Origin of the sequence: Celeribacter sp. SCSIO 80788, from assembly GCF_051054295.1 — a bacterium.
In the GTDB taxonomy this organism is placed as follows: Bacteria; Pseudomonadota; Alphaproteobacteria; order Rhodobacterales; family Rhodobacteraceae; genus Celeribacter.
This window is the reverse complement of sequence record NZ_CP150482.1, coordinates 576,464-595,064: the sequence shown is the minus strand read 5'-3', so window position 1 is coordinate 595,064 and position 18,601 is coordinate 576,464. Positions and strand designations below refer to the sequence as shown.

Sequence of the window (18,601 nt, the reverse complement as noted above, 5' to 3'; positions counted from 1 at the left end):
ACATGTTCGGCGCTCTCCTGCCGCAATCGTGCCGCAAAGCCGATGCAAATCGTTAACCAAGAAAACAGACGCCCGGACTGTACCCGTTTCCAAGCGGCAGGCCCGGACAGGCGAGTACAGGTATCATGGCCGTTTACGATCTCGAGATTTATGATTTTGACCCTGCGACGGTCATAGGCACCACGACGGGGTCCACTTTCACCTATTCCGGTGGCAGTCCGACCGGCACGGCCTCCGTGACCGACAGCGACGACACGCTGGTCGATGACACACTGCGCCGGGGCGCGGAAACCGCGACCGCCAACGTGACTGTGGACGGGGTCAGCTCTACCGGCTCGAGCGTCGATGCCGATGCGGTCTGGACCGTGACCGACCTGACCACCGGGGAAAGTTTTCAGGTTGTGCAATTCGTGGTCGATACCGGCTCGGCCGCCGGGACCTATACGCTCTCGGAACAGCCGCTGATCGACGGTCACGAATATCAGGTGACCTATTACAACACCTCACCGGGCGAGAGCCAGCGCGGTGGCACCACGAATGAATCCTTCACCTACGCCGACTATGTCTCCGCCGCCTCTCTCGCCGACGGCATCGTCTCCGGCACCTCGGGCGATGACACGATCGACACCAGCTATACTGACACGGATGGCGATACGATCGATACGGAGACCTATACCTCCGGCACGATGCACTGGGACGACCTGAGCAACGGTCAGAACTATATGGATGGCTCCGGCACGCTCGAAGACGCGGGCGTCACCATGACCTTCACCGTCACCGACAATGGCGCCGGGGGGATGGCCTATGACCCGACGGGCACGAGCTATGACGGCAGTGTCTATGTCGATACGGCGAATGGCGAGACCTTCGATTCCGGCAGCTCGTTCTTCCTCTTTGGCGACAATGACACCAACAACGACGGTGTGGCCGATCAGGGCAGCGACACCATGACCATGACCATGGATTTCGCCGCCACCGACAGCGAAAGCGGGGTGAGCGACGAGGTCTATAACGTCTCGTTCCGGATCAACGATCTCGATTATGCCGATGGCGGCTTCGTCGATGTGATCACGATCACCGCCTACGATGCCGAAGGCAACGAGGTCGAGGTCGTGCTCACCGGTGGCAGCGCCATGACCGTCGATGGCAACACCGTCACCGGCATCACCGCCACAACCAGCACAGACGGCAGCGGTTCGCTTCTGGTCGAGATCGAAGGCCCGGTCTCCAAGATCGTCATCGATTACGACAACGAAGGCGTGAACACCCAGGGCGTGTGGATTTCCGATGTCCAGTTCGACGCCCAGACCACCGATTACGACGACACGGTCGAAGCCGGTGATGGGGACGACACCGTCGCCTCCGGTCTCGGCGATGACGTCGTCTATGGCGGCTCCGGCAATGACACGATCGACGGTGGCACCGGCAATGACACGCTCTATGGCGAAGACGGCAACGACACGCTCGACGGCGGCGAAGGCGACGACACGCTGTCGGGCGGCGCGGGCAATGACACGCTGATCGGCGGCGAAGGCGCGGACGTCAACTCCGGCGGCTCCGGCATGGACATGATCGATTATTCCGGCTCGGATGAGGCGGTTTCGGTCAATCTCGCCGATGGCACGGCCTCCGGCGGCTATGCCGAGGGCGACACGCTGTCGGGCGTCGACGGGATCATCGGGTCGGATTACGACGACACTCTGATCGGTTTCGACGGTCAGGGTACGGGCAGCGACGCCTACACCAACGTGTTCTATGGCGGCGCGGGCAACGATTATCTCGACGGCGCAGGCGGCGATGACGAGCTTTACGGCGAAGAGGGTGACGACACGCTGATCGGCGGGTCGGGCGCGGATATTCTCGACGGTGGCGATGGCGACGATACGATCTACGCGGGCGGCGGCGATACGGTCACCGGCGGCGAAGGCAGCGACACGATCATCATCGATCCCTCTCAACTGGACGGCAATGCGATCACCATCGTCGGCTCAGAAGACAACAGCGACAACGACGTGCTCGACCTCTCGGGTCTGAGCGAGGATCTCTACCATCGAGGCTCCATCGTCTATGACGAGAACGATCCAGAAAGCGGCACACTGACGCTGACGGATGGCACCGTCATCACCTTTTCCAATATCGAAACCATCATCTGTTTCGCCAAGGGCACCCGGATCGCCACGCCTTATGGCGCACGCGCCGTCGAGGATCTCAAGCCCGGCGATCTTGTCATCACCATGGACAACGGCATTCAACCGCTGCGTTGGGTGGGCGCGCGCACCGTGCCCGCCATGGGTCGCTTTGCGCCCATCGAGATCACGAAAGGCGCGCTTGGCAATGAGGCCGATCTCATCGTCTCGCCGCAGCACCGCATGTTGCTGCAAGGCTGGCGCTCGGAAATGCTCTTTGGCGCGTCCGAAGTATTCTCCGCCGCCAAACATCTGGTCAATGGCACCACCATCCGCGAACGCGCGGGCGGGTTTGTCAGCTATTATCACCTGATGTTCGACCGGCACGAGGTGATCTTTGCCGAAGGCGCCGCAACAGAAAGCTTCCACGTCTCCGACCACTCGCTGACCGGTGTGGCCGACGCGGCGCGCGACGAACTTTTCGGTCTTTTCCCGGAGCTGCGGTCCATGCCGACACGCCACGGCGACACCGCCCGCAAATGCCTCAAATCCCATGAGGCGGGACTTTTGGTGGCGTAATCCCGGCCGTCCGCGTTGATATTTTTCATTAAAAAACGCCGCGGCTTATGCCTGCGGCGTTTTCTGTTTCATGCAAACCAAGAGATTTGGTCTTGCGCTTAAACTCACATCGGGATCGTCACACCGAAAAACGCGGTCAAAGCCGAAACGTCGCCATCGAAATCGCCACCGGCGTCATCTCCCGAATGATCCCCGTAACCGGTCTCATCCACCACGTTGAAGAAATGCTTGTAGCTCACGCCGAATTCCATGGTCGCATCGGCACCGGCCCAGTCGGCCGCCATGCTGATCGAAGGGCGCAGTTCCAGACTGTAAACAGTTTCATTCGATTTTTCGGTCAAGCGGACATCGGAGCCAGGAGTGCCCAGATAGGTTTCGCTATCGGAAATTTCAAGTTTGCGTTCGCCGTAATAGGCCCCCGCGAAACCGGCCAAATTGAGGGTCATGCCATTTTGCATCGCAATCCGGTGACGTGCCCCCATTTTCAAACCTGCACCGGTAAAGGAGGTGTCGCGGTCGACGAAGTTTTCATACCCCAGAGGATAGAGGTAGTCGGCATCCAGTTTATTGGCAAAATGCAAAACGCCGAGACCTGCCAACAGGTCTGTATTGCCGCCTGCTGCGCCAAAATCGATCATCGCGCTGGCATCGAGCCAATAGGTCAGGTTTTCGACATCGGCACGGTCCTGACAGTCGCTGATCAGACCGAGGTAGGTCGAAACACCACCAGAACAGTCGCTGATCAGATCATGACCATGGGAGTCGTCTCCGACCAGAACGCCAGCTTCCACTGCAAGTTCAAGCGGCTTGTTGAAGAGACCTTGGTCCTTTGTATAGACGAAGCCCAGAACACCAGCCATGCCATAATCCGCCTCTACGGCGGTTCCGTCGTCATAGTCGAATGCAAACGGGTAGTCGGTGCCGACATTCAGGCCCACGCCGCCGTATTGGGTAAGGCTGTCGGCCTGAGCCATAGCAGCGCCTAACAGCATAGACAGCACGGATCCTGCAAGAAGTGTGTGATTGATTTTCATTTTGCCCCCCAGAGCAGATTTACGAGTTAACACAGTGGCATTACAGCCTACTCACCATGGCATTGCAGCCTACGCACCATATGACGACACGATGGGGAGTTTACCTAGCGGAAAGGGTTAACGAGTTGTGAATCTTGTCCCCTGTAACCCGCGCGACACGCCGCCAAACATCACACACAGGCGGATTGCGCAAATATAGTTTGAATTACCAATCATTTTGATGCACATGCAAATCATGTTTCAAGATGAGTCCTCCCCCAAAAGCCTCTTCGGCTTTCAGTTCGTCATGCTGTCGCGGCGCTGGCGCAAGGTGATCCATGCCGAGATCGCCCGCGCCGGTCTGACCGACGCCACATGGGCGCCGCTCGTGCATCTCGATGCCGATGGCGATGGCATCAGCCAGACCGAACTGGCCGAACGCGTCGCCCTCGACACCTCCACCCTCGTGCGGCTTCTGGACATTCTCGCGGAGCGCGGATTGATCGAACGGCGGGTGAACCCGCAGGACCGGCGCGCACGGCTCATCGTCCTGACCCCGCAAGGCCGTACCGAAGTGCAGCGCATCAAACATCACCTGACCGGGGTCGAGGCCGATCTCCTCACCGGCTTGAGCGAGACGGAAGTTGCCGCCCTCTTGTCCGGTTTCGCAAAAATTTCGGCCCGAGTTGAGGCCTCACTGGAGCACAAATCACTATGAAATCCTGGTTGACTGCTCGCGGTTTCGACACCGTTCGGATGGGCTTTGCCTTTCGCACCGCCCTTGCCGCCTGTGCCGCCTTCGTCCTCGCCTGGGCAATCGGGCTCGAACATCCGCAATGGTCGGCGATGACGGTCTGGGCCGCCTCGCAGCCCACCCGCGGCCAGCTTTGGGAAAAAAGCCTGTTTCGCCTTCTGGGTTCTGTAAGCGGCACCGTCGTTGGCGTGCTTCTGGTGCTGGCGATGCAGATCCACCCGGCGCTTCTGGTCGTGGGTCTGGCGCTCTGGGTCAGCGCCTGTACCTGGATCGGCAATCTGCAACGCGGGTTCGTTGCCTATGGAACCGTATTGGCAGGCTATACGGCGGCGATGGTCTCGCTGCTCGATGCCGCTCACCCGGATCAGGTGCTGCACCTCGGCGTCGACCGTCTCGCCACCGTGCTCACCGGGGTGGTCGTCGCCACCATCGTCGGCTCGATCTTTGCCCCGGCCGCGGCCAGCGGCGAGCTGCGCGAACGGGTCCGTCGCCTGCTGTCGGACATGCTCGACAAAGCCGCCAGCGCCACGCCGACCGAGGCCGAAAAGCGCGCGCTCCTCAATGAGCTGGCCGCCGTCGAGGAGGGCCTCGACCCGCATGCCGCCGGTTCGATCCGCTCGCGTCAGACCATCCGCGCCACCCGAGCATTGCTGATCGCCGCCACGCCGCTTTTGCTCTGGAAACACGGGCCTGCACAGGCCCCCGCCTTCCGCGCAGGCCTTGCAGGGGCCTCCAAAGCGCTGGCCGATCAGGACATTCCCGCCGCGCGTGCGGCCCTCACCCAGGCCGCCGCGACCGAAGGCCTCTCCCCCCGTCTGTCCGAGACCCTCACCGCCGTGGAAGCCGCGCTTGACGACTGGCATGCGCAATCGCACAAGCGTCGCAGCCCGAGCGAGATCGCCCCGCCCGTTGTGCTGCACCGCGACTGGGTCGGTGCGCGCGAAGCCGGTCTTCGGGCGCTTGGCGCTCTGCTTCTCTTCGGCGGCCTCTGGCTTGTGACCGGCTGGAGCGTCGGGCCCTTCATGCTTTTGGGGCTTTCCGTGATGATCTCGCTGTTCTCGACCTTCGAGAACCCGGCGCAAATGATGAAATCGGTGTTCTACGGCCAGATCCTCGGCGTCACCGGCGCACTCGCGCTGCGCTGGCTGGCCTGGCCCCTGGCCCAGAACGAGATGCAGATGATCCTGCTCACCCTGCCCTTCATCCTGATCGGACCGCTGTTTGTCGGCCATCGTCGCACGGTTACGATGAGCTTCGATTACAACATGGTGCTGATGCTGATGTCCCAGCCGCACTGGCCGCTGACCGGCAGCTTCGGCGGCTCCGTCGCAGCGGGGCTCGCGGTGATCGCCGCGCCGATTGCCGCGATGGCCGCCTATCTCACGGTCTATCCCGCCAATCTCAAGCGCCGGATCGACACGGTGATGCAGGCGATGATCCATGACCTGCGGGCGCTTGCCGCCGATCCAAACGCGCTTCAGGCGCGCGCGCATTGGCAGGCGCGGCTTTATCACCGCACCCTGCGCCTCGTGCGCCTCTCGGAGCGCTCGAACCGGGCGCATCTTGCGGCTCTGGATGCAGGGCTTGCGGTGCTGAACCTCGGCCATGCGGCGATGTGGTGTCACCGCATCGTCGCGGACCCAGCCCAAAGCGCGGTCGATCACGCCGCCGCGCGAGAGGCGCTCAGGGAGCTGGCCAAGATGGGTTCCGCCCCCCAACAGGCTTATGCCGCACTCACACGGTTGAGCCAGCGACCGGGGCCGGAAGCCGCGCTGTTTCGCGAGGCTGTGGAAGGGCTGGACACCTTGGGCCCCGCCCTCGCCCGCGCTTGAATGGTCCGTCTTAAGCCGCGTCGACCGGGCGTGGTTTGCCTTCGGCATCGACCGCCACCATGGTGAAGCGAGCCTGAGTGACATGATCGCGCTGCGCCGTATAGGCCCGGCGCGCCCAGACCTCTATGCGAATGACCATGGAGGTACGTCCGACATGCTCGACAGCGGTGTATACGCAAAGCGTATCTCCCACTTTCACGGGCTCCTTAAAGACGATCTCATTTGCCGCGATGGTGACCGTGCGCCCATTGCAGCGCTCGTTGGCGCGGATCGCGGCGGCAAGGTCCATCTGGCTCATCACCCAGCCACCAAAAATATCGCCAGCGGCGTTGGTGTCGGCGGGCATGGCAAGAGTGCGGAGCGTAAGCTCCATCCCATCGGGCGTATGTGCGTCTGACATAATGCGTGAGTCCGTTTCTGATTGTTCCCAATGCAGCCCAGATGGCACAGCGTGAAAGCCGCCTCAATCCCTTGATCCGACACGCAAAGCCGCTTTCACCTGATCGCATGGCACCCCAGTCCATCCTGAGGCAGAGCCACATTTGCGAGCCGGGATGCAGGCCGGGATGCAGACTTGTCTCGGGGCAGGCCGCACGGCGGGCCACCTCAACCAGATCGCCAAGCATCTGCACCAGGCCTCATGGGTCATGATTGAAAAACTGGAAGCCGGTTTGAAAGCGGCTTCGACCGAGGCCGGAGCCGTCGGTCTGGCCCAGCGCCATGTCAGCCGCCAGCTACGCCTCGCCTATCTGGCACCGGAAGTGCTGAAACGCCTGACCTGAGGCCGCAAAGCACGAAACGCAGAGCAAGGCCCGTCTCTGGCGCTCCCACTGTACCTGTGTTCCGTAGCGGAAACCGGATTTGCCCGCGTGAGGTGCCCGGGTTTCCCGCGGGGACAACTGCCGCCTGTTGAACGATGAGTGTCGAAAGATGGGCACCGCACGCTGGTCGAGACCATCGGCGGAGAGCGGTCATTTGCGACCGATCTCCTGATTGGCAGAGATGCGCGGGGAAACGACTGCGCCAAGATCCGGGCGGTCAAAGACGAGAGGACCGATCCCCGCACACGCCTCTTCACACCCGGCACAGCAAAGGTCACAGGACAAAGACCGCGCCACTTGGCCAGAGCAGCGGAAAACGTCTGCAAACGCCGCATGCGCCGCACACCGAAAATCCCGCGCGTCGAGGCAAAAGAGAGAACCTGACGTAGAGCATCAGGGCCAAACGGATCATTTCAGGCCTCGTTTGAAACGCTTTCACAGCGCACTCTTGGTCACGTCAGAGACAATCCGACCGCCCTGCTCAACCGCCTGCCTTCGGTCTTTGCTCCGCCCCCTCTTCAAACGCGGAATTCTGTCCGACAGCCCCGCTTTCGGCGAGATGAAGAAACGCCTGAGCCACCCCTTCGAACCCATCCGCAGCGGCCACCGAGGCCGCCGTCAGCAACTCATACTGAAACTCCATCAGATCTGCCGTCTGGGCGTTCTCATGGGATTTTGACGGTTGCATCTGCTTCATGAGGCTCATTCATCTACAGCTGGGTCACATACGAGGTCCCGAAGCGCATTTCGCAACGCGACTTCAAACTCCGGAACCAAGTGTGGGGTCTGTAGAAAGTCATATTTTCAAAGACCCGCTACCTTCCGGGGGCTTCTGCCCCAGATCGCACTGGACCGGACATACAAGAGAAGGCCGCTCAGTCCGGAGGTCTGGAAAATGAGCCGAAGCTCATTTTCCTGTTTGCGAAGGTCTTCCGGCGACATAGTTACGCCTCACCGGAACTGTCGAGCAGACCACCCAGAAGATCGTCTCCACCGGTCAGACCTCCCAGCAACCCATCGGTCGCTCCCCCGAGAAGTCCACCGACCAGCCCCTCGTCTCCGAGCACCGTGTCGAGCAGCCCGCCAACGAGACCGTCTTCACCGGTGAGACCACCCAAAAGGCCGTCCGTCTCGCCTCCGAGCACGCCACCCAGCAAGCCGTCTTCGCCGGTCAGACCACCGAGCAAGTCGGTCCCGCCAAGCAAACCGCCCACAAGCCCCTCGTCTCCGAGCACGGTGTCGAGCAGACCACCCACGAGCCCGTCTTCACCGGTGAGACCGCCCAAGAGGCCGTCCGTCTCGCCTCCGAGCACGCCACCCAGCAAGCCGTCTTCGCCGGTCAGACCACCGAGCAAGTCGGTCCCGTCAAGCAAACCGCCCACAAGCCCCTCGTCACCCAGCACCGTGTCGAGCAGACCACCCACGAGACCGTCTTCACCGGTCAAACCACCGAGCAAGTCGGTCCCGCCAAGCAAACCGCCCAGCAAGCCATCTTCGCCGGTCAGGCCACCCAGCAGACCATCATCGCCCAGCAGACCGTCCAGAAGCCCGCCTTCGCTGCCGCCGGTTTCATCGGTTGCACCGAGCAGGCCGGTGCCGATCAAATCGCCCACAAGCCCATCCGCCCCGGTGACATCCCCGAGCAAACCATCATTGCCGACCAGATCGCCCAGAAGCCCTTCGGAGCCCGTGACATCGCCCAGCACGCCACTGTTGCCCGTCAGCCCACCGAGCAGCCCGGAATCAGACACCAACGCATCCAGCAGCCCCGTGTCTTCGCTCACGATGCCATCGCCGAGAATCGGCTGCCCCAAAAGCGCAGTCCCGAGGTCGCCGAGCAGTCCATCGGCGCCGACGAGATCGCCAAGCAGCCCCTCAGAGCCCGTGATGTCGCCCAGCAAACCGTTGTTGCCGGTCAAATCCCCCAGCAGCCCTTCATCCCCGATCAGCGGATCCAGGAAGCCCTGTTGCGCTACATCAGTGCTATCCGTCGGGTCAGTGCTGTCCGTCGGGTCCGTGCTGTCGGTCGGGTCCGTGCTGTCCGTCGGATCGGTGCTATCCGTCGGGTCGGTGCTGTCGGTCGGGTCCGTACTGTCCGTCGGGTCCGTGCTATCCGTCGGGTCCGTGCTATCCGTCGGGTCCGTGCTATCCGTCGGGTCCGTGCTATCCGTCGGGTCCGTGCTATCCGTCGGGTCCGTGCTGTCCGTCGGGTCCGTGCTGTCCGTCGGGTCCGTGCTGTCCGTCGGGTCCGTGCTGTCCGTCGGGTCCGTGCTATCCGTCGGGTCGGTGCTATCCGTCGGGTCGGTGCTATCCGTCGGGTCGGTGCTGTCGGTCGGGTCCGTGCTATCCGTCGGGTCGGTGCTGTCGGTCGGGTCAGTGCTGTCCGTCGGGTCGGTGCTGTCCGTCGGGTCGGTGCTGTCCGTCGGGTCGGTGCTGTCCGTCGGGTCGGTGCTGTCCGTCGGGTTGTCATCACCACTGCTGCCACCGGAGGCCAGCAAGCCAAGGCCGAGTGCGCCAAACGCCGCGGCGGCCAGCGCCTGATCGGACATGCCCGAACCCAATCCAGCCGCAGCGATCGCGCCTTCGGCCCCCATCACCGTACCGTCTGCGAAAACCAGACTGTGCAGGGAGTCATTCTCTGCCGGAGTGTAGAAATCATTGACCAGAATCTGCCCTCCGCTTTTCAGGTCAATGATCAGATCATCCCCTTTACGGGTGTAGCGAAGCACATCCTCGCGCAGCACATCGATATGGATGCCGATTTCCTGTCCCGCTTGAATGGAGCTGGTGGCCATGTTTCTGTCTCCTCATTCTTGCCGGGCTTCCAAAACCCAAACAAAAGCATTATTTACATCTAAAGTATATATCTTTTCTCAAAAAGACTTAGTCAAACGAATAATTCAAAATCCTACATCAAGAACGCACTGTTTCCAGTTTTGCCCGGCTGATTTCGCCATAAAAAAAGGCCCCGTCATCGACAGGGCCTTTGAGTTTACCGCGTGGTCGCGGATCAGATCAGTCCATCGCCGGTGAGATCGAGGCCAGACAAAAGGCCATCATCCCCGAGCAGACCGCCAAGCAAGCCGTCCTCGCCACCGAGCAGACCGCCAACAAGCCCATCATCCCCAAGCAAGCCATCGGTCAGACCACCCAGAAGACCATCGCCTTCGGTGCCATCGCCGAGAAGGCCGACGCCAAGAAGGTCGCCCACAAGGCCTTCGGAACCGGTGACATCGCCGAGCAGCCCCTCGTCGCCGACGACATCGCCAAGCACCCCTTCAGAGCCCGTCACATCACCGAGCAAGCCCGAATTCCCGGTCACATCGCCCAGAAGACCCCCATCGGCAATCACCGGATCCAACAGGCCGTCTTCGGCCCCAACCGTGTCGAGCACACCGTCCAAGATCCCGGAAACACCGCCCAGAAGCCCGTCCTCGCCGCCAAGCAGGCCGCCGAGAAGGCCGTCGTCACCGGTCAACCCGCCGAGCAGGCCATCTTCACCACCGAGGAGGCCACCAAGCAGACCGTCGTCGCCGGTCAAACCACCGAGCAAGCCATCTTCGCCACCGAGGAGGCCACCGAGCAGACCGTCGTCGCCGGTCAACCCGCCGAGCAGACCATCTTCGCCACCCAGAAGGCCACCAAGAAGGCCGTCGTCACCGGTCAGCCCGCCAAGCAGACCATCTTCGCCACCGAGGAGGCCACCAAGCAGACCGTCGTCACCGGTCAACCCGCCGAGCAGACCATCTTCGCCACCGAGGAGGCCACCAAGCAGACCGTCGTCACCGGTCAACCCGCCGAGCAGACCATCTTCGCCACCCAGAAGACCGCCCAACAGACCGTCATCGCCAGCCACGCCGCCCAGCAGACCTTCATCCCCGAGCAGCCCGCCAACAAGGCCGTCCTCACCGAGCACGCCATCAAGCAGCCCGCCAACAAGTCCCTCGTCGCCCAACAGACCTCCCACAAGGGAGTTGTCGCCGAGCAAACCGTCCAACAGGCCGCCGGTTCCGGTGATCCCCGACAGCAGTCCCCCCACGAGCCCGTCAGAAGACAAAAGGCCGCCGACGAGACCATCTTCGGACAACAAGCCACCCACAAGGCCATCTTCGGTCAGCAAACCACCGACAAGGCCGTCTTCGGTCAGCAAGCTGCCGACGAGACCGGTGTCGCCCAACAGGGCGGAGGTGAGACCGGTGGAGCCGAGCAGACCTCCCAGCAGGCCGCTGCTGTCCGTCAGGATCGAGGTCACGCTGGACAGCGGATCTTCGCTGACCGAGGAACCGTCGCCCAAAAGGCCACTGCCTGTCAAAGTGCCGAGCAGGCCATCCGCGCCGGTGATGGCACTCAGAAGACCGTCATTGCCGATCAGGTCGCCCAGCAGCCCTTCGGAGCCGGTAATCGCCCCAAGGGTGCCCTCGTTGCCGGTCAAGCCGCCGAGAAGCCCTTCGTCTCCGACCAGAGAGTCGAGTACGCCAGCTTCCGCCGTGTCCGTGCTGTCGGTCGGATCGGTGCTATCCGTCGGGTCAGTGCTGTCGGTCGGATCGGTGCTGTCCGTCGGGTCAGTGCTGTCGGTCGGGTCGGTGCTGTCGGTCGGGTCGGTGCTGTCGGTCGGGTCGGTGCTGTCCGTCGGGTTGTCGTCATCGTCATCATCGTTTCCGCCCGCCTGAACGGCGCCCCCCGCCAAAAGCGCCGCGCCGAACGCGGCCGCAACGGCACCGATATCATCGGGGATGATCCCGGCGCCGAGGCCAACCGCCTCTTCTTCGCCGTCGAAAATCCCTTCGACCCCGCTGAAAGACCCGTCCGCCAGCATAAGCCGATGGGCGCTTCCATCGGCCGCCGCTGTATAAAAGTCACTGACCGTAATTTGGTCGCCGCCCTTCAACTCGACAACGAGATCGTTCCCGGATTTGACGTAGCGACTGATATCGCCTTTCTGTGCGCCGATCATGACATCGACAGCAGCGTTTGCCTTAACAACGGATTTGGCCATTTTAACATCCTCTGGTGGTTCAGGCCGGGAGCGGCCGAAATATCATTGGGCAGGAGATAGAGCCCTTAGACGTATGCATATACTATACTTTAGTTCGGTCAATATCCTTAGGGATATATATCACCATTGGATTTAAAGAAATGTTGTAGCAAAACCACGACATAAGCTTGTTTCGCGCCAAACTCTAAGCCAATACTAAAGGAGATATGCGACTGTTCACCTCTGCGAAACGATTGCGGCCCAATGATAGCCCAAAGCGTTTCACGCTAATCCCCGAACAGACTCCCCTGCGCAGATCACACGGACCAAAATGACAAAAGAGGGCGTTCAGCGTGACCGATTCTCCTGCGCCGGACAAAGGCCAGACACTCCCGGAAACATTTCCCGCAGCGCTTCGGGACACGAACGAGACCCAGATCGCGGCACAAAATGCCACGCGCCCCGTTCTTCAGACCATTGCGCGCATGATCGCAACCGACCGTCGGCCAGCTGCATTGCTGTCGGAAACGGCCAAACTGCTTCTCGCCAACGCCGCAGCCAGACAACTTGGCCTGAGCGAAGATGTCTTGCTGAACAAACTCGACTGGCCCCTCCTGTGTCAGCAGGCACTGCGGGCGGGCAGTGTGGCCCTGTCCCTCAAGATCGACGCGGCGGCTCACGCAGGAGAACTCGTGTACCTCCCGCTGAACGGTGCGAACGGCTTTCTGTTACGCCTTGCGGAAACGGAGCAGGAGTCCACCTGGCTCGAGAACCGGGCACGCGCGGCGACCCTGCTGCGTGTCGCACATGACTTGCGCACGCCCATCCAATCCCTTTTGGCGATGGCAGATGCGGTACTTGAAAATCCCGGTTACAGCCCGCAGCAGGACATCGACACCACACGCGAACAGTTCCACGCATCTGCGGAACGCGCGCTGGATCACATTAACAATGTGCTTGCAGTCATCCGGGGCGAACAAAGCGCGAGCGGATTGCAGCAAGACGAAGATTTTTGCCTCATGGAAGAGATCCGCGCCATTCTTGCGATGATCTTTCCGATCGCCAATACCAAGCAGACTGAAATCCGGATTCGATTTGAACCGGCAGAAGACATCTGGGTCAACGGCCCCGTGCGTTTCGTCCGTGCACTCTGTCAGAACATCTTCGACAATGCCGTGAAACATGGCGGGCCCCGCGTTGAAATCACCGTGCGCTGCGAAGCGCTTTTTGCCACGCCCGCCCCCGATGCCCAGACCGGCTGGCGTATCTTTCTCGAAGTTCAGGATTTGGGCGGCGGCCTTCCGGATGACCAAAAGCTGCGCCTGCGCCGCGCACTCGGCCCGAAAAGCATTGATCTGAAGGACAGAGAGGAAACAGTCGAACGCCCCAAGGCAAACCCGGAACGCACCTCGGCAGGCCTGAATGTTCTCGCCCATGCCCTGCATCAATTGGGGGGCCGTATGATCGTGAGGGACCGCCACAGCAATGAAGCGGAGAGCGCCACAGCGAACATGGAGATCATAGGCACGACGGTCACGGCGACGTTCGATCTCAATTGGGCCGAGCCGCGCCTCAAAATCGAACCCGAAAAGGGCGGTGCGACGAATGCACTTCTTCAGGGTATCTCCATCCTCCTCGTTGAGGACAGCCCCTCAAGCCGTGACTGGCTCATGCATGTTTTGCGCAATGGCGGAGCAACCGTCTATACCGCTGGCAATGGCATGGAGGCGCTGGCGATCCTGGAGGAAGAGGATCGCCAGAAAGACATCAAAGTCGTCCTGACCGATATGACCCTCCCCTTCATGAGTGGCGTCGAACTGACCCGGCGCATTCGCGACAAACAGAAGCAGGGCCACCTTCATTGGTCTGGTTCGATCGTTGGACTGACGGCCCATATCGACGAACGCATTCGCAATGCGTGTCAGGCGGCTGGCATCGTGCGCGTCCTCAACAAACCCATTCGCCCACAACACCTTCTAAAGGCCATCAAAGACGTCACGGAAATCACACGACCCCAGAACGCGACCAGCCCCGCGACGGACGCGAAACAAATGGAAATTTCCTCTGATGGCTGCGGTTTTCTGACACGCGATACGGTTCGTGATCTGATGGATCAGCTGGGGATCGAAGGCGCAAAATCCTTTATGCTGCGGGCCCACGCAGAAGCCCACGGCATTCTCCAGAGCATAAGAGAGGACGGCATTACAGCAGACACCGGGCGACGCCTTCATGCCGCAACCGGCGCCTGTGGGCTGACCGGATTGTCCGCAATAGAAAAAAACTTGCGGGCCTTGGAACTTGCCGTCGACGAAAGGCGTTCTAACCTTGAAGAACTGGCTTCTTCTCTAGAAAGCGCTTTGGACTCGACTTTTAAAGCGATTGAGGGAATAAGCTGACGGCCACGAGCACAAGGGGGCATACATTTTTTAACATTGACACAAAGCACGGCACGGACTGACTCACCAGAAACCATGCCCAAGCCCCTCATATACTTAATATCAACAACAGCGCCCAACCCCATCGCAGAGAGACATGACACAATCTGAACCCAACAAACTTCGCATTCTGATTGCCGATGATCACGCCATGGTCCTTGAGATGTTCAAGCAATACCTCTCAAATCTACCGGACATCGAAGCTCACACAGCGCCAGATCTGGATTCAGCTGTCGCGGAAATCGATCGCAATGGCGCTTTCGATCTCGTGCTTGTCGATCTCAACATGCCCGGCATGAATGGCGCGTCTGGATTGGGAAAAGCTCTGGAACACAATTCCGGTAAACCCGTTGGCCTCCTGACCAGCAACCCCTCCTCGCATGTCGTTTCCGAAATCTTGTCCCTTGGGGGCGCCGGTGTGATCCTCAAGACCGCCTCTCTGAAAGATTTGGCCAATGAAATCCGCTTTATGGCGGCAGGTGGACGCTATGTCCCTGTCGAACTGATCGATCAGAAACGGGTCAAATCGCGCGAGTCCGGGAATGCCTCCTTGTCCGAACGTGAAATGGCTGTGCTCGAGCTTCTGGCCGAAGGCAAACAAAACCGCGAAATCGGTGAGACTTTGGGCATCGCGGAAGCCACAGTGAAGATGCACGTCAAATCCATTTGTTCGAAACTGGGTGCCAACAACCGGACACAGGCCGTGATCGTGGCGCGCGACATGAACCTGATTTGAGACGCCAGAAACGTCAGCCCCTCCCAAATCACAAAGACCAATCGCGGAGCCTGAACTCCGCGGGGTCAATTTGGATCCAAAGGCCGTTGCAAGCCGACGACTGGGAAACGATCAGGCTAAAGTTCACGGAGGGGCGAACTTTGCGGGTCAGCAGCTTGATCTATTCAGTGGTGAGATGAATCATCATCGGCTTGCAACGTCTCGAGTATGCCCATCGGGCAACGGCTGAGGAGGGTCTCGTCACAGGCTCCGATATCCTGAAGCCGGGCACCATCCTCCCACATTTCCGTCGCGATGGCCAAAATACGAATGCCGGGCACCATCCGGCGAATTTGGTAACACACGGCCGCAGTGTCTTCCGGCGACCCGAAGAAATCTTCGTCGATCACCAGTGCCTCCAGACATCCTGCGTATTGGCGCACCGTCTTCAGTGCTCTGCTCTCTTCTTGCGACTGCAACAGGCATGCGTTCCACCCGGTGCCGGGATGGCTCAATTCATAGGGCAGATGCGGCCAGTCTGCCAAAACCAGCATGAGGCGTTCTTTCGGCGCCTTCGCAAAAAGCGCGCCCTGGGTGACGGACGGGATGACAATCTGGGGCTGATACATACCGGATCTCATTTCTCTCGTTCGTTACGGGGACGAATCACTTCCCTTTCCCCATCCTGTCTTTAGGTTAGGTTTGTATCTTAAGTATGTATACTTTTTTCTCTTTTGGGCTGGCATATTTTCTGCCAACAGGTTTTCCTGGAGGCACCCACACAAAGAGAACAGAAATGACCAAACCCACCATCGTCTTCGCCGGCTCCGTCTATCCCGGGCAATTCGGCGGACTCTGCGATTATCTGCGCCGCAGCGGCATGGCGGACACCTATTTCCTCACCACACCGGGACAACGTGACAAGAACCTGCATCGCGGGGCGCATATTCTGGGCTTCACGCCCGACGGTAAAATTGTCGGCCCACAAAGCTATTACTATTCCGCAAAGGTCGAACGCTCCGCGCGCATTTCACGCGGCCTCCTGAAAGCGCTCAAAACCTTCGAAACACATAAAAAGATCGACGTCGTGGTCACACATTCGCTGTGGGGCGCACCGCATTTCCTTTACGATGAGATCAATGCCGCAATTGTCAGCTACATCGAATTCCCGAGCTATCGCGCGCATGGCTGGGACCCGTCCTACCCACCGGACGAGGCGCAGCGGATCGGCGATCGCAACATGGAAATGCTGCATTTCCATCAGGCGCTGCGCAGCGATCTGGTGATCTGCCCGAGCCATCACGCCAAGTCCATGTTCCCGCAGGCCCTGCGGTCGAATATCGAGGTGCAGCTCGAAGGGTTCGATTTCGCCTCCGATCCGGCACCGGAGCCTGCGGACGCCCCGCGCCCTTTCACCATCGGCTTTTCCGCGCGCGATCTGTCGAGCGCGAAAGGCTTCGAGACCTATGTTCGCCTCGTGGACCAGCTTGTCCAACGCGGCATAGACGCCGAGTTCATCGCCCTAGGAGATGCCGAAGCCACCACCTACGGCTATGAAGCGCAATGGGTCGCACGTCACTACGGCGGGGACGTGGCCTCGTTCCGCGATCACCTTTTGCGCGTCTATCCGCATGCGGCAGAGAAGATCCGCTTCCCCGGCAAGCTGCCTTACGATGAGTTCGTCCGCGAAATCGCCGGGATCGATCTGTTTCTCTATCCGCTCAAATACGGCGTGGCGAATTGGGGGCTGGTGGAAATCCTCGGACGGGGCGGCTGTGTGATCGCCCCTGATCGCGGCTATGCTGCCGAGCTCATTCAGGATGACGTCAACGGACGGCTCCTGCCCGATGACGATGCGGCGTGGATCGCGGAAATCCTCGCATTGATGGACGATCCGGCACGCCGCTACCGCTATGGCACCGCAGCGCGCCAATTGGCCCGACAGGCCTATAGCATGGCCGCCGTCGCCCCTCGCTACATGCGTTTGTTCCGCCTCGCGATGGACAACCGGCGCGCCCGCTTGGCAGGTTAGAAACGGGTGCTGATGCTGAACCCAAAGGCTTGGGTCGCGTCCCCGTCTTCCTGTTCCAGCGGCTTGGCGAGGTAAAGCGACACAGGCGTGTTCCCGACATCGAGCGTCAGGGTCAGCCCGACACTTGTACGACGATGCCAACCGTCGTCGATGCTTCCCGACAGGGTATTGTCCAGCCCCCAGGCCGCCCCGCTATCGATGAAAATGCCGCCGCGCAGAGGGGCATTCCAGACATCGCCGAACTCTTGTTGCAGCTCCAGAGAGCCGACGAAGAACTGATTTCCGCCCAAGGCATCGCCGCTGTCGCGCGGCCCGATCCCGCGCGGCGCAAAGCCACGAAAAGTGTTCGCTCCGGGGAAATAGCGGTCGATCCCCCGCGTGTCGTTGCCGTCCAGCCCATGGACCTTGCCACCGTTCAGCCCGACCAGAAGGCTAAGCCCCTCCGAGATCGGCAGCGTAGCATTGGCCTGAACCCGGGTGTCGAACAGGCGCTCATCGGAACCGTAATTCCAGAGGTACTGGTCGAGCCGAAGGCTATATACGCCCTGCCCGCCGAAGATCGGCTCACCGTAGGACAGCGACATATGCAGGAAAGGCTCGGAAATGCTGTCCGTTTCTTCCTGAACCAACAGCGCGCTCGCCCCCGCCTCGACATCGAAAAGCCGATAGTCGCGATAGCCGATCCCGGTCTCGATCCGAAGCGCCTCCGACGGGGTCCAGGCGACAAAGACCTCGCCCAGGATTTGCTCCTGCGTGTAACTGACATCGTCATAGTCACGCCGCGCCGCCGAGAAGCGCAGCCCCAGATCGGTGTGAGCGTCGAAAGCATCCGCACGGTAAAGCGCACCGGAAATCCGCTCCACCTCGTCATTGTAATCGAGGCTCAGCGTCGCAAAGGTCTTGGGCAGAAAATTATACTGCTCGAAAGCGAGGCTCCCCAGAAGCCCGTCCTGCGAGTCGTAAGCCAGCATGGCTTCGATCTTGCCCGGACGGGTGTTGAGTTCCTGCACCTCGATCACCAACGTCTGCGCCTCGGTATAAAGGCGCACAGTTTCGAAAACGCCCGTCGACATCAGGCAGCCTTCGATGGCACGCAACTCAAGCGCAGAATAGGCCACCCCGGCCTCGACGCCACAGGTGGCCTGAATGTCGTCGGCGGAAATGAACTCCGCCCCCCGCACCTCGACGACCTGAGCCACATTCGACCAGGCCGGCAGGCCGGACAACACGGTGCCGCTGAGCACCGCGCAACAGGTGGCAAGCGCACCGAAAGAACCGGGACGGCCAAAGCGAAGGCCTTGTTTGAACTGCAACACGTT

The 18,601-nt window shown here is 60.7% G+C and carries 14 protein-coding genes; 7 read left to right on the top strand and 7 right to left on the bottom strand.

Annotated features, from left to right (window positions below):
* Positions 1 to 125 precede the first annotated feature (125 nt).
* Positions 126 to 2,705 carry a Hint domain-containing protein gene (locus V1471_RS03160; protein WP_434286855.1) on the top strand — a complete coding sequence of 860 codons (2,580 nt, stop codon included), beginning with the start codon at positions 126 to 128 and terminating at the stop codon, positions 2,703 to 2,705.
* Positions 2,706 to 2,809: 104 nt separating this feature from the next.
* Here V1471_RS03160 and V1471_RS03155 read toward each other — a convergent pair whose 3' ends face one another.
* A complete protein-coding gene (locus V1471_RS03155) occupies positions 2,810 to 3,739 on the bottom strand; it encodes a hypothetical protein (protein WP_434286854.1) in 930 nt (309 codons plus the stop codon).
* Positions 3,740 to 3,974: 235 nt separating this feature from the next.
* Here V1471_RS03155 and V1471_RS03150 point away from each other — a divergent pair, with 235 nt between their 5' ends.
* Positions 3,975 to 4,436, top strand: a complete 462-nt coding sequence (locus V1471_RS03150) for a MarR family winged helix-turn-helix transcriptional regulator (RefSeq protein WP_434286853.1) — start codon at positions 3,975 to 3,977, stop codon at positions 4,434 to 4,436.
* Positions 4,433 to 6,304, top strand: coding sequence for an FUSC family protein (locus tag V1471_RS03145; RefSeq protein ID WP_434286852.1), 1,872 nt, complete (start codon positions 4,433 to 4,435; stop codon positions 6,302 to 6,304). Before V1471_RS03150 ends, V1471_RS03145 begins: the two co-directional genes overlap by 4 nt.
* A gap of 10 nt (positions 6,305 to 6,314) precedes the next feature.
* Here the strand turns inward: V1471_RS03145 and V1471_RS03140 are convergent, their stop codons facing one another.
* Positions 6,315 to 6,704: an acyl-CoA thioesterase gene (locus tag V1471_RS03140; protein WP_434286851.1), complete on the bottom strand. Its 390-nt coding sequence runs from the start codon at positions 6,702 to 6,704 to the stop codon at positions 6,315 to 6,317.
* Positions 6,705 to 6,870: 166 nt separating this feature from the next.
* Between V1471_RS03140 and V1471_RS03135 the strand changes: the two genes are divergently transcribed.
* The gene (locus V1471_RS03135; protein ID WP_434286850.1) at positions 6,871 to 7,086 is read left to right on the top strand and encodes a hypothetical protein; all 216 of its coding nucleotides are present in this window, start codon (positions 6,871 to 6,873) and stop codon (positions 7,084 to 7,086) included.
* A gap of 520 nt (positions 7,087 to 7,606) precedes the next feature.
* On the opposite strand, the gene V1471_RS03130 is transcribed toward V1471_RS03135, so the two are convergent.
* The 3 genes from V1471_RS03130 to V1471_RS03120 form a co-directional block, all read right to left on the bottom strand.
* Positions 7,607 to 7,822, bottom strand: coding sequence for a hypothetical protein (locus tag V1471_RS03130; protein WP_434286849.1), 216 nt, complete (start codon positions 7,820 to 7,822; stop codon positions 7,607 to 7,609).
* A gap of 247 nt (positions 7,823 to 8,069) precedes the next feature.
* Positions 8,070 to 9,920, bottom strand: a complete 1,851-nt coding sequence (locus tag V1471_RS03125; RefSeq protein WP_434286848.1) for a BapA/Bap/LapF family prefix-like domain-containing protein — start codon at positions 9,918 to 9,920, stop codon at positions 8,070 to 8,072.
* 215 nt (positions 9,921 to 10,135) lie between these two features.
* On the bottom strand, positions 10,136 to 12,121 hold the full coding sequence (locus V1471_RS03120) for a BapA/Bap/LapF family prefix-like domain-containing protein (RefSeq protein ID WP_434286847.1): 1,986 nt from the start codon (positions 12,119 to 12,121) through the stop codon (positions 10,136 to 10,138).
* Positions 12,122 to 12,453: 332 nt separating this feature from the next.
* Here V1471_RS03120 and V1471_RS03115 point away from each other — a divergent pair, with 332 nt between their 5' ends.
* Together V1471_RS03115 and V1471_RS03110 are read left to right on the top strand one after the other, a co-directional pair.
* Entirely contained in the window at positions 12,454 to 14,496 is a 2,043-nt protein-coding gene (locus V1471_RS03115; RefSeq protein ID WP_434286846.1) for a response regulator, read from the top strand.
* Positions 14,497 to 14,632: 136 nt separating this feature from the next.
* Positions 14,633 to 15,271, top strand: a complete 639-nt coding sequence (locus tag V1471_RS03110) for a response regulator transcription factor (RefSeq protein ID WP_434286845.1) — start codon at positions 14,633 to 14,635, stop codon at positions 15,269 to 15,271.
* Between the two features lie 164 nt (positions 15,272 to 15,435).
* Here the strand turns inward: V1471_RS03110 and V1471_RS03105 are convergent, their stop codons facing one another.
* Positions 15,436 to 15,879 carry a hypothetical protein gene (locus tag V1471_RS03105; protein ID WP_434286844.1) on the bottom strand — a complete coding sequence of 148 codons (444 nt, stop codon included), beginning with the start codon at positions 15,877 to 15,879 and terminating at the stop codon, positions 15,436 to 15,438.
* 167 nt (positions 15,880 to 16,046) lie between these two features.
* On the opposite strand from V1471_RS03105, the gene V1471_RS03100 reads away from it, so the two are divergent.
* Positions 16,047 to 17,282: a glycosyltransferase gene (locus V1471_RS03100; RefSeq protein ID WP_434286843.1), complete on the top strand. Its 1,236-nt coding sequence runs from the start codon at positions 16,047 to 16,049 to the stop codon at positions 17,280 to 17,282.
* Here V1471_RS03100 and V1471_RS03095 read toward each other — a convergent pair.
* Positions 17,279 to 18,598, bottom strand: a complete 1,320-nt coding sequence (locus V1471_RS03095; protein WP_434286842.1) for a BamA/TamA family outer membrane protein — start codon at positions 18,596 to 18,598, stop codon at positions 17,279 to 17,281. The genes V1471_RS03100 and V1471_RS03095 overlap by 4 nt on opposite strands.
* Positions 18,599 to 18,601 lie beyond the last annotated feature (3 nt).

Excerpts from the sequence above, each read along its gene's own strand:
- V1471_RS03160 (WP_434286855.1), top strand. The coding sequence starts at position 126 with ATGGCCGTTTACGATCTCGAGATTTATGATTTTGACCCTGCGACGGTC.
- V1471_RS03155 (WP_434286854.1), bottom strand. The coding sequence starts at position 3,739 with ATGAAAATCAATCACACACTTCTTGCAGGATCCGTGCTGTCTATGCTG.
- V1471_RS03150 (WP_434286853.1), top strand. The coding sequence starts at position 3,975 with ATGTTTCAAGATGAGTCCTCCCCCAAAAGCCTCTTCGGCTTTCAGTTC.
- V1471_RS03145 (WP_434286852.1), top strand. The coding sequence starts at position 4,433 with ATGAAATCCTGGTTGACTGCTCGCGGTTTCGACACCGTTCGGATGGGC.
- V1471_RS03140 (WP_434286851.1), bottom strand. The coding sequence starts at position 6,704 with ATGTCAGACGCACATACGCCCGATGGGATGGAGCTTACGCTCCGCACT.
- V1471_RS03135 (WP_434286850.1), top strand. The coding sequence starts at position 6,871 with ATGCAGACTTGTCTCGGGGCAGGCCGCACGGCGGGCCACCTCAACCAG.
- V1471_RS03130 (WP_434286849.1), bottom strand. The coding sequence starts at position 7,822 with ATGAAGCAGATGCAACCGTCAAAATCCCATGAGAACGCCCAGACGGCA.
- V1471_RS03125 (WP_434286848.1), bottom strand. The coding sequence starts at position 9,920 with ATGGCCACCAGCTCCATTCAAGCGGGACAGGAAATCGGCATCCATATC.
- V1471_RS03120 (WP_434286847.1), bottom strand. The coding sequence starts at position 12,121 with ATGGCCAAATCCGTTGTTAAGGCAAACGCTGCTGTCGATGTCATGATC.
- V1471_RS03110 (WP_434286845.1), top strand. The coding sequence starts at position 14,633 with ATGACACAATCTGAACCCAACAAACTTCGCATTCTGATTGCCGATGAT.
- V1471_RS03105 (WP_434286844.1), bottom strand. The coding sequence starts at position 15,879 with ATGTATCAGCCCCAGATTGTCATCCCGTCCGTCACCCAGGGCGCGCTT.
- V1471_RS03100 (WP_434286843.1), top strand. The coding sequence starts at position 16,047 with ATGACCAAACCCACCATCGTCTTCGCCGGCTCCGTCTATCCCGGGCAA.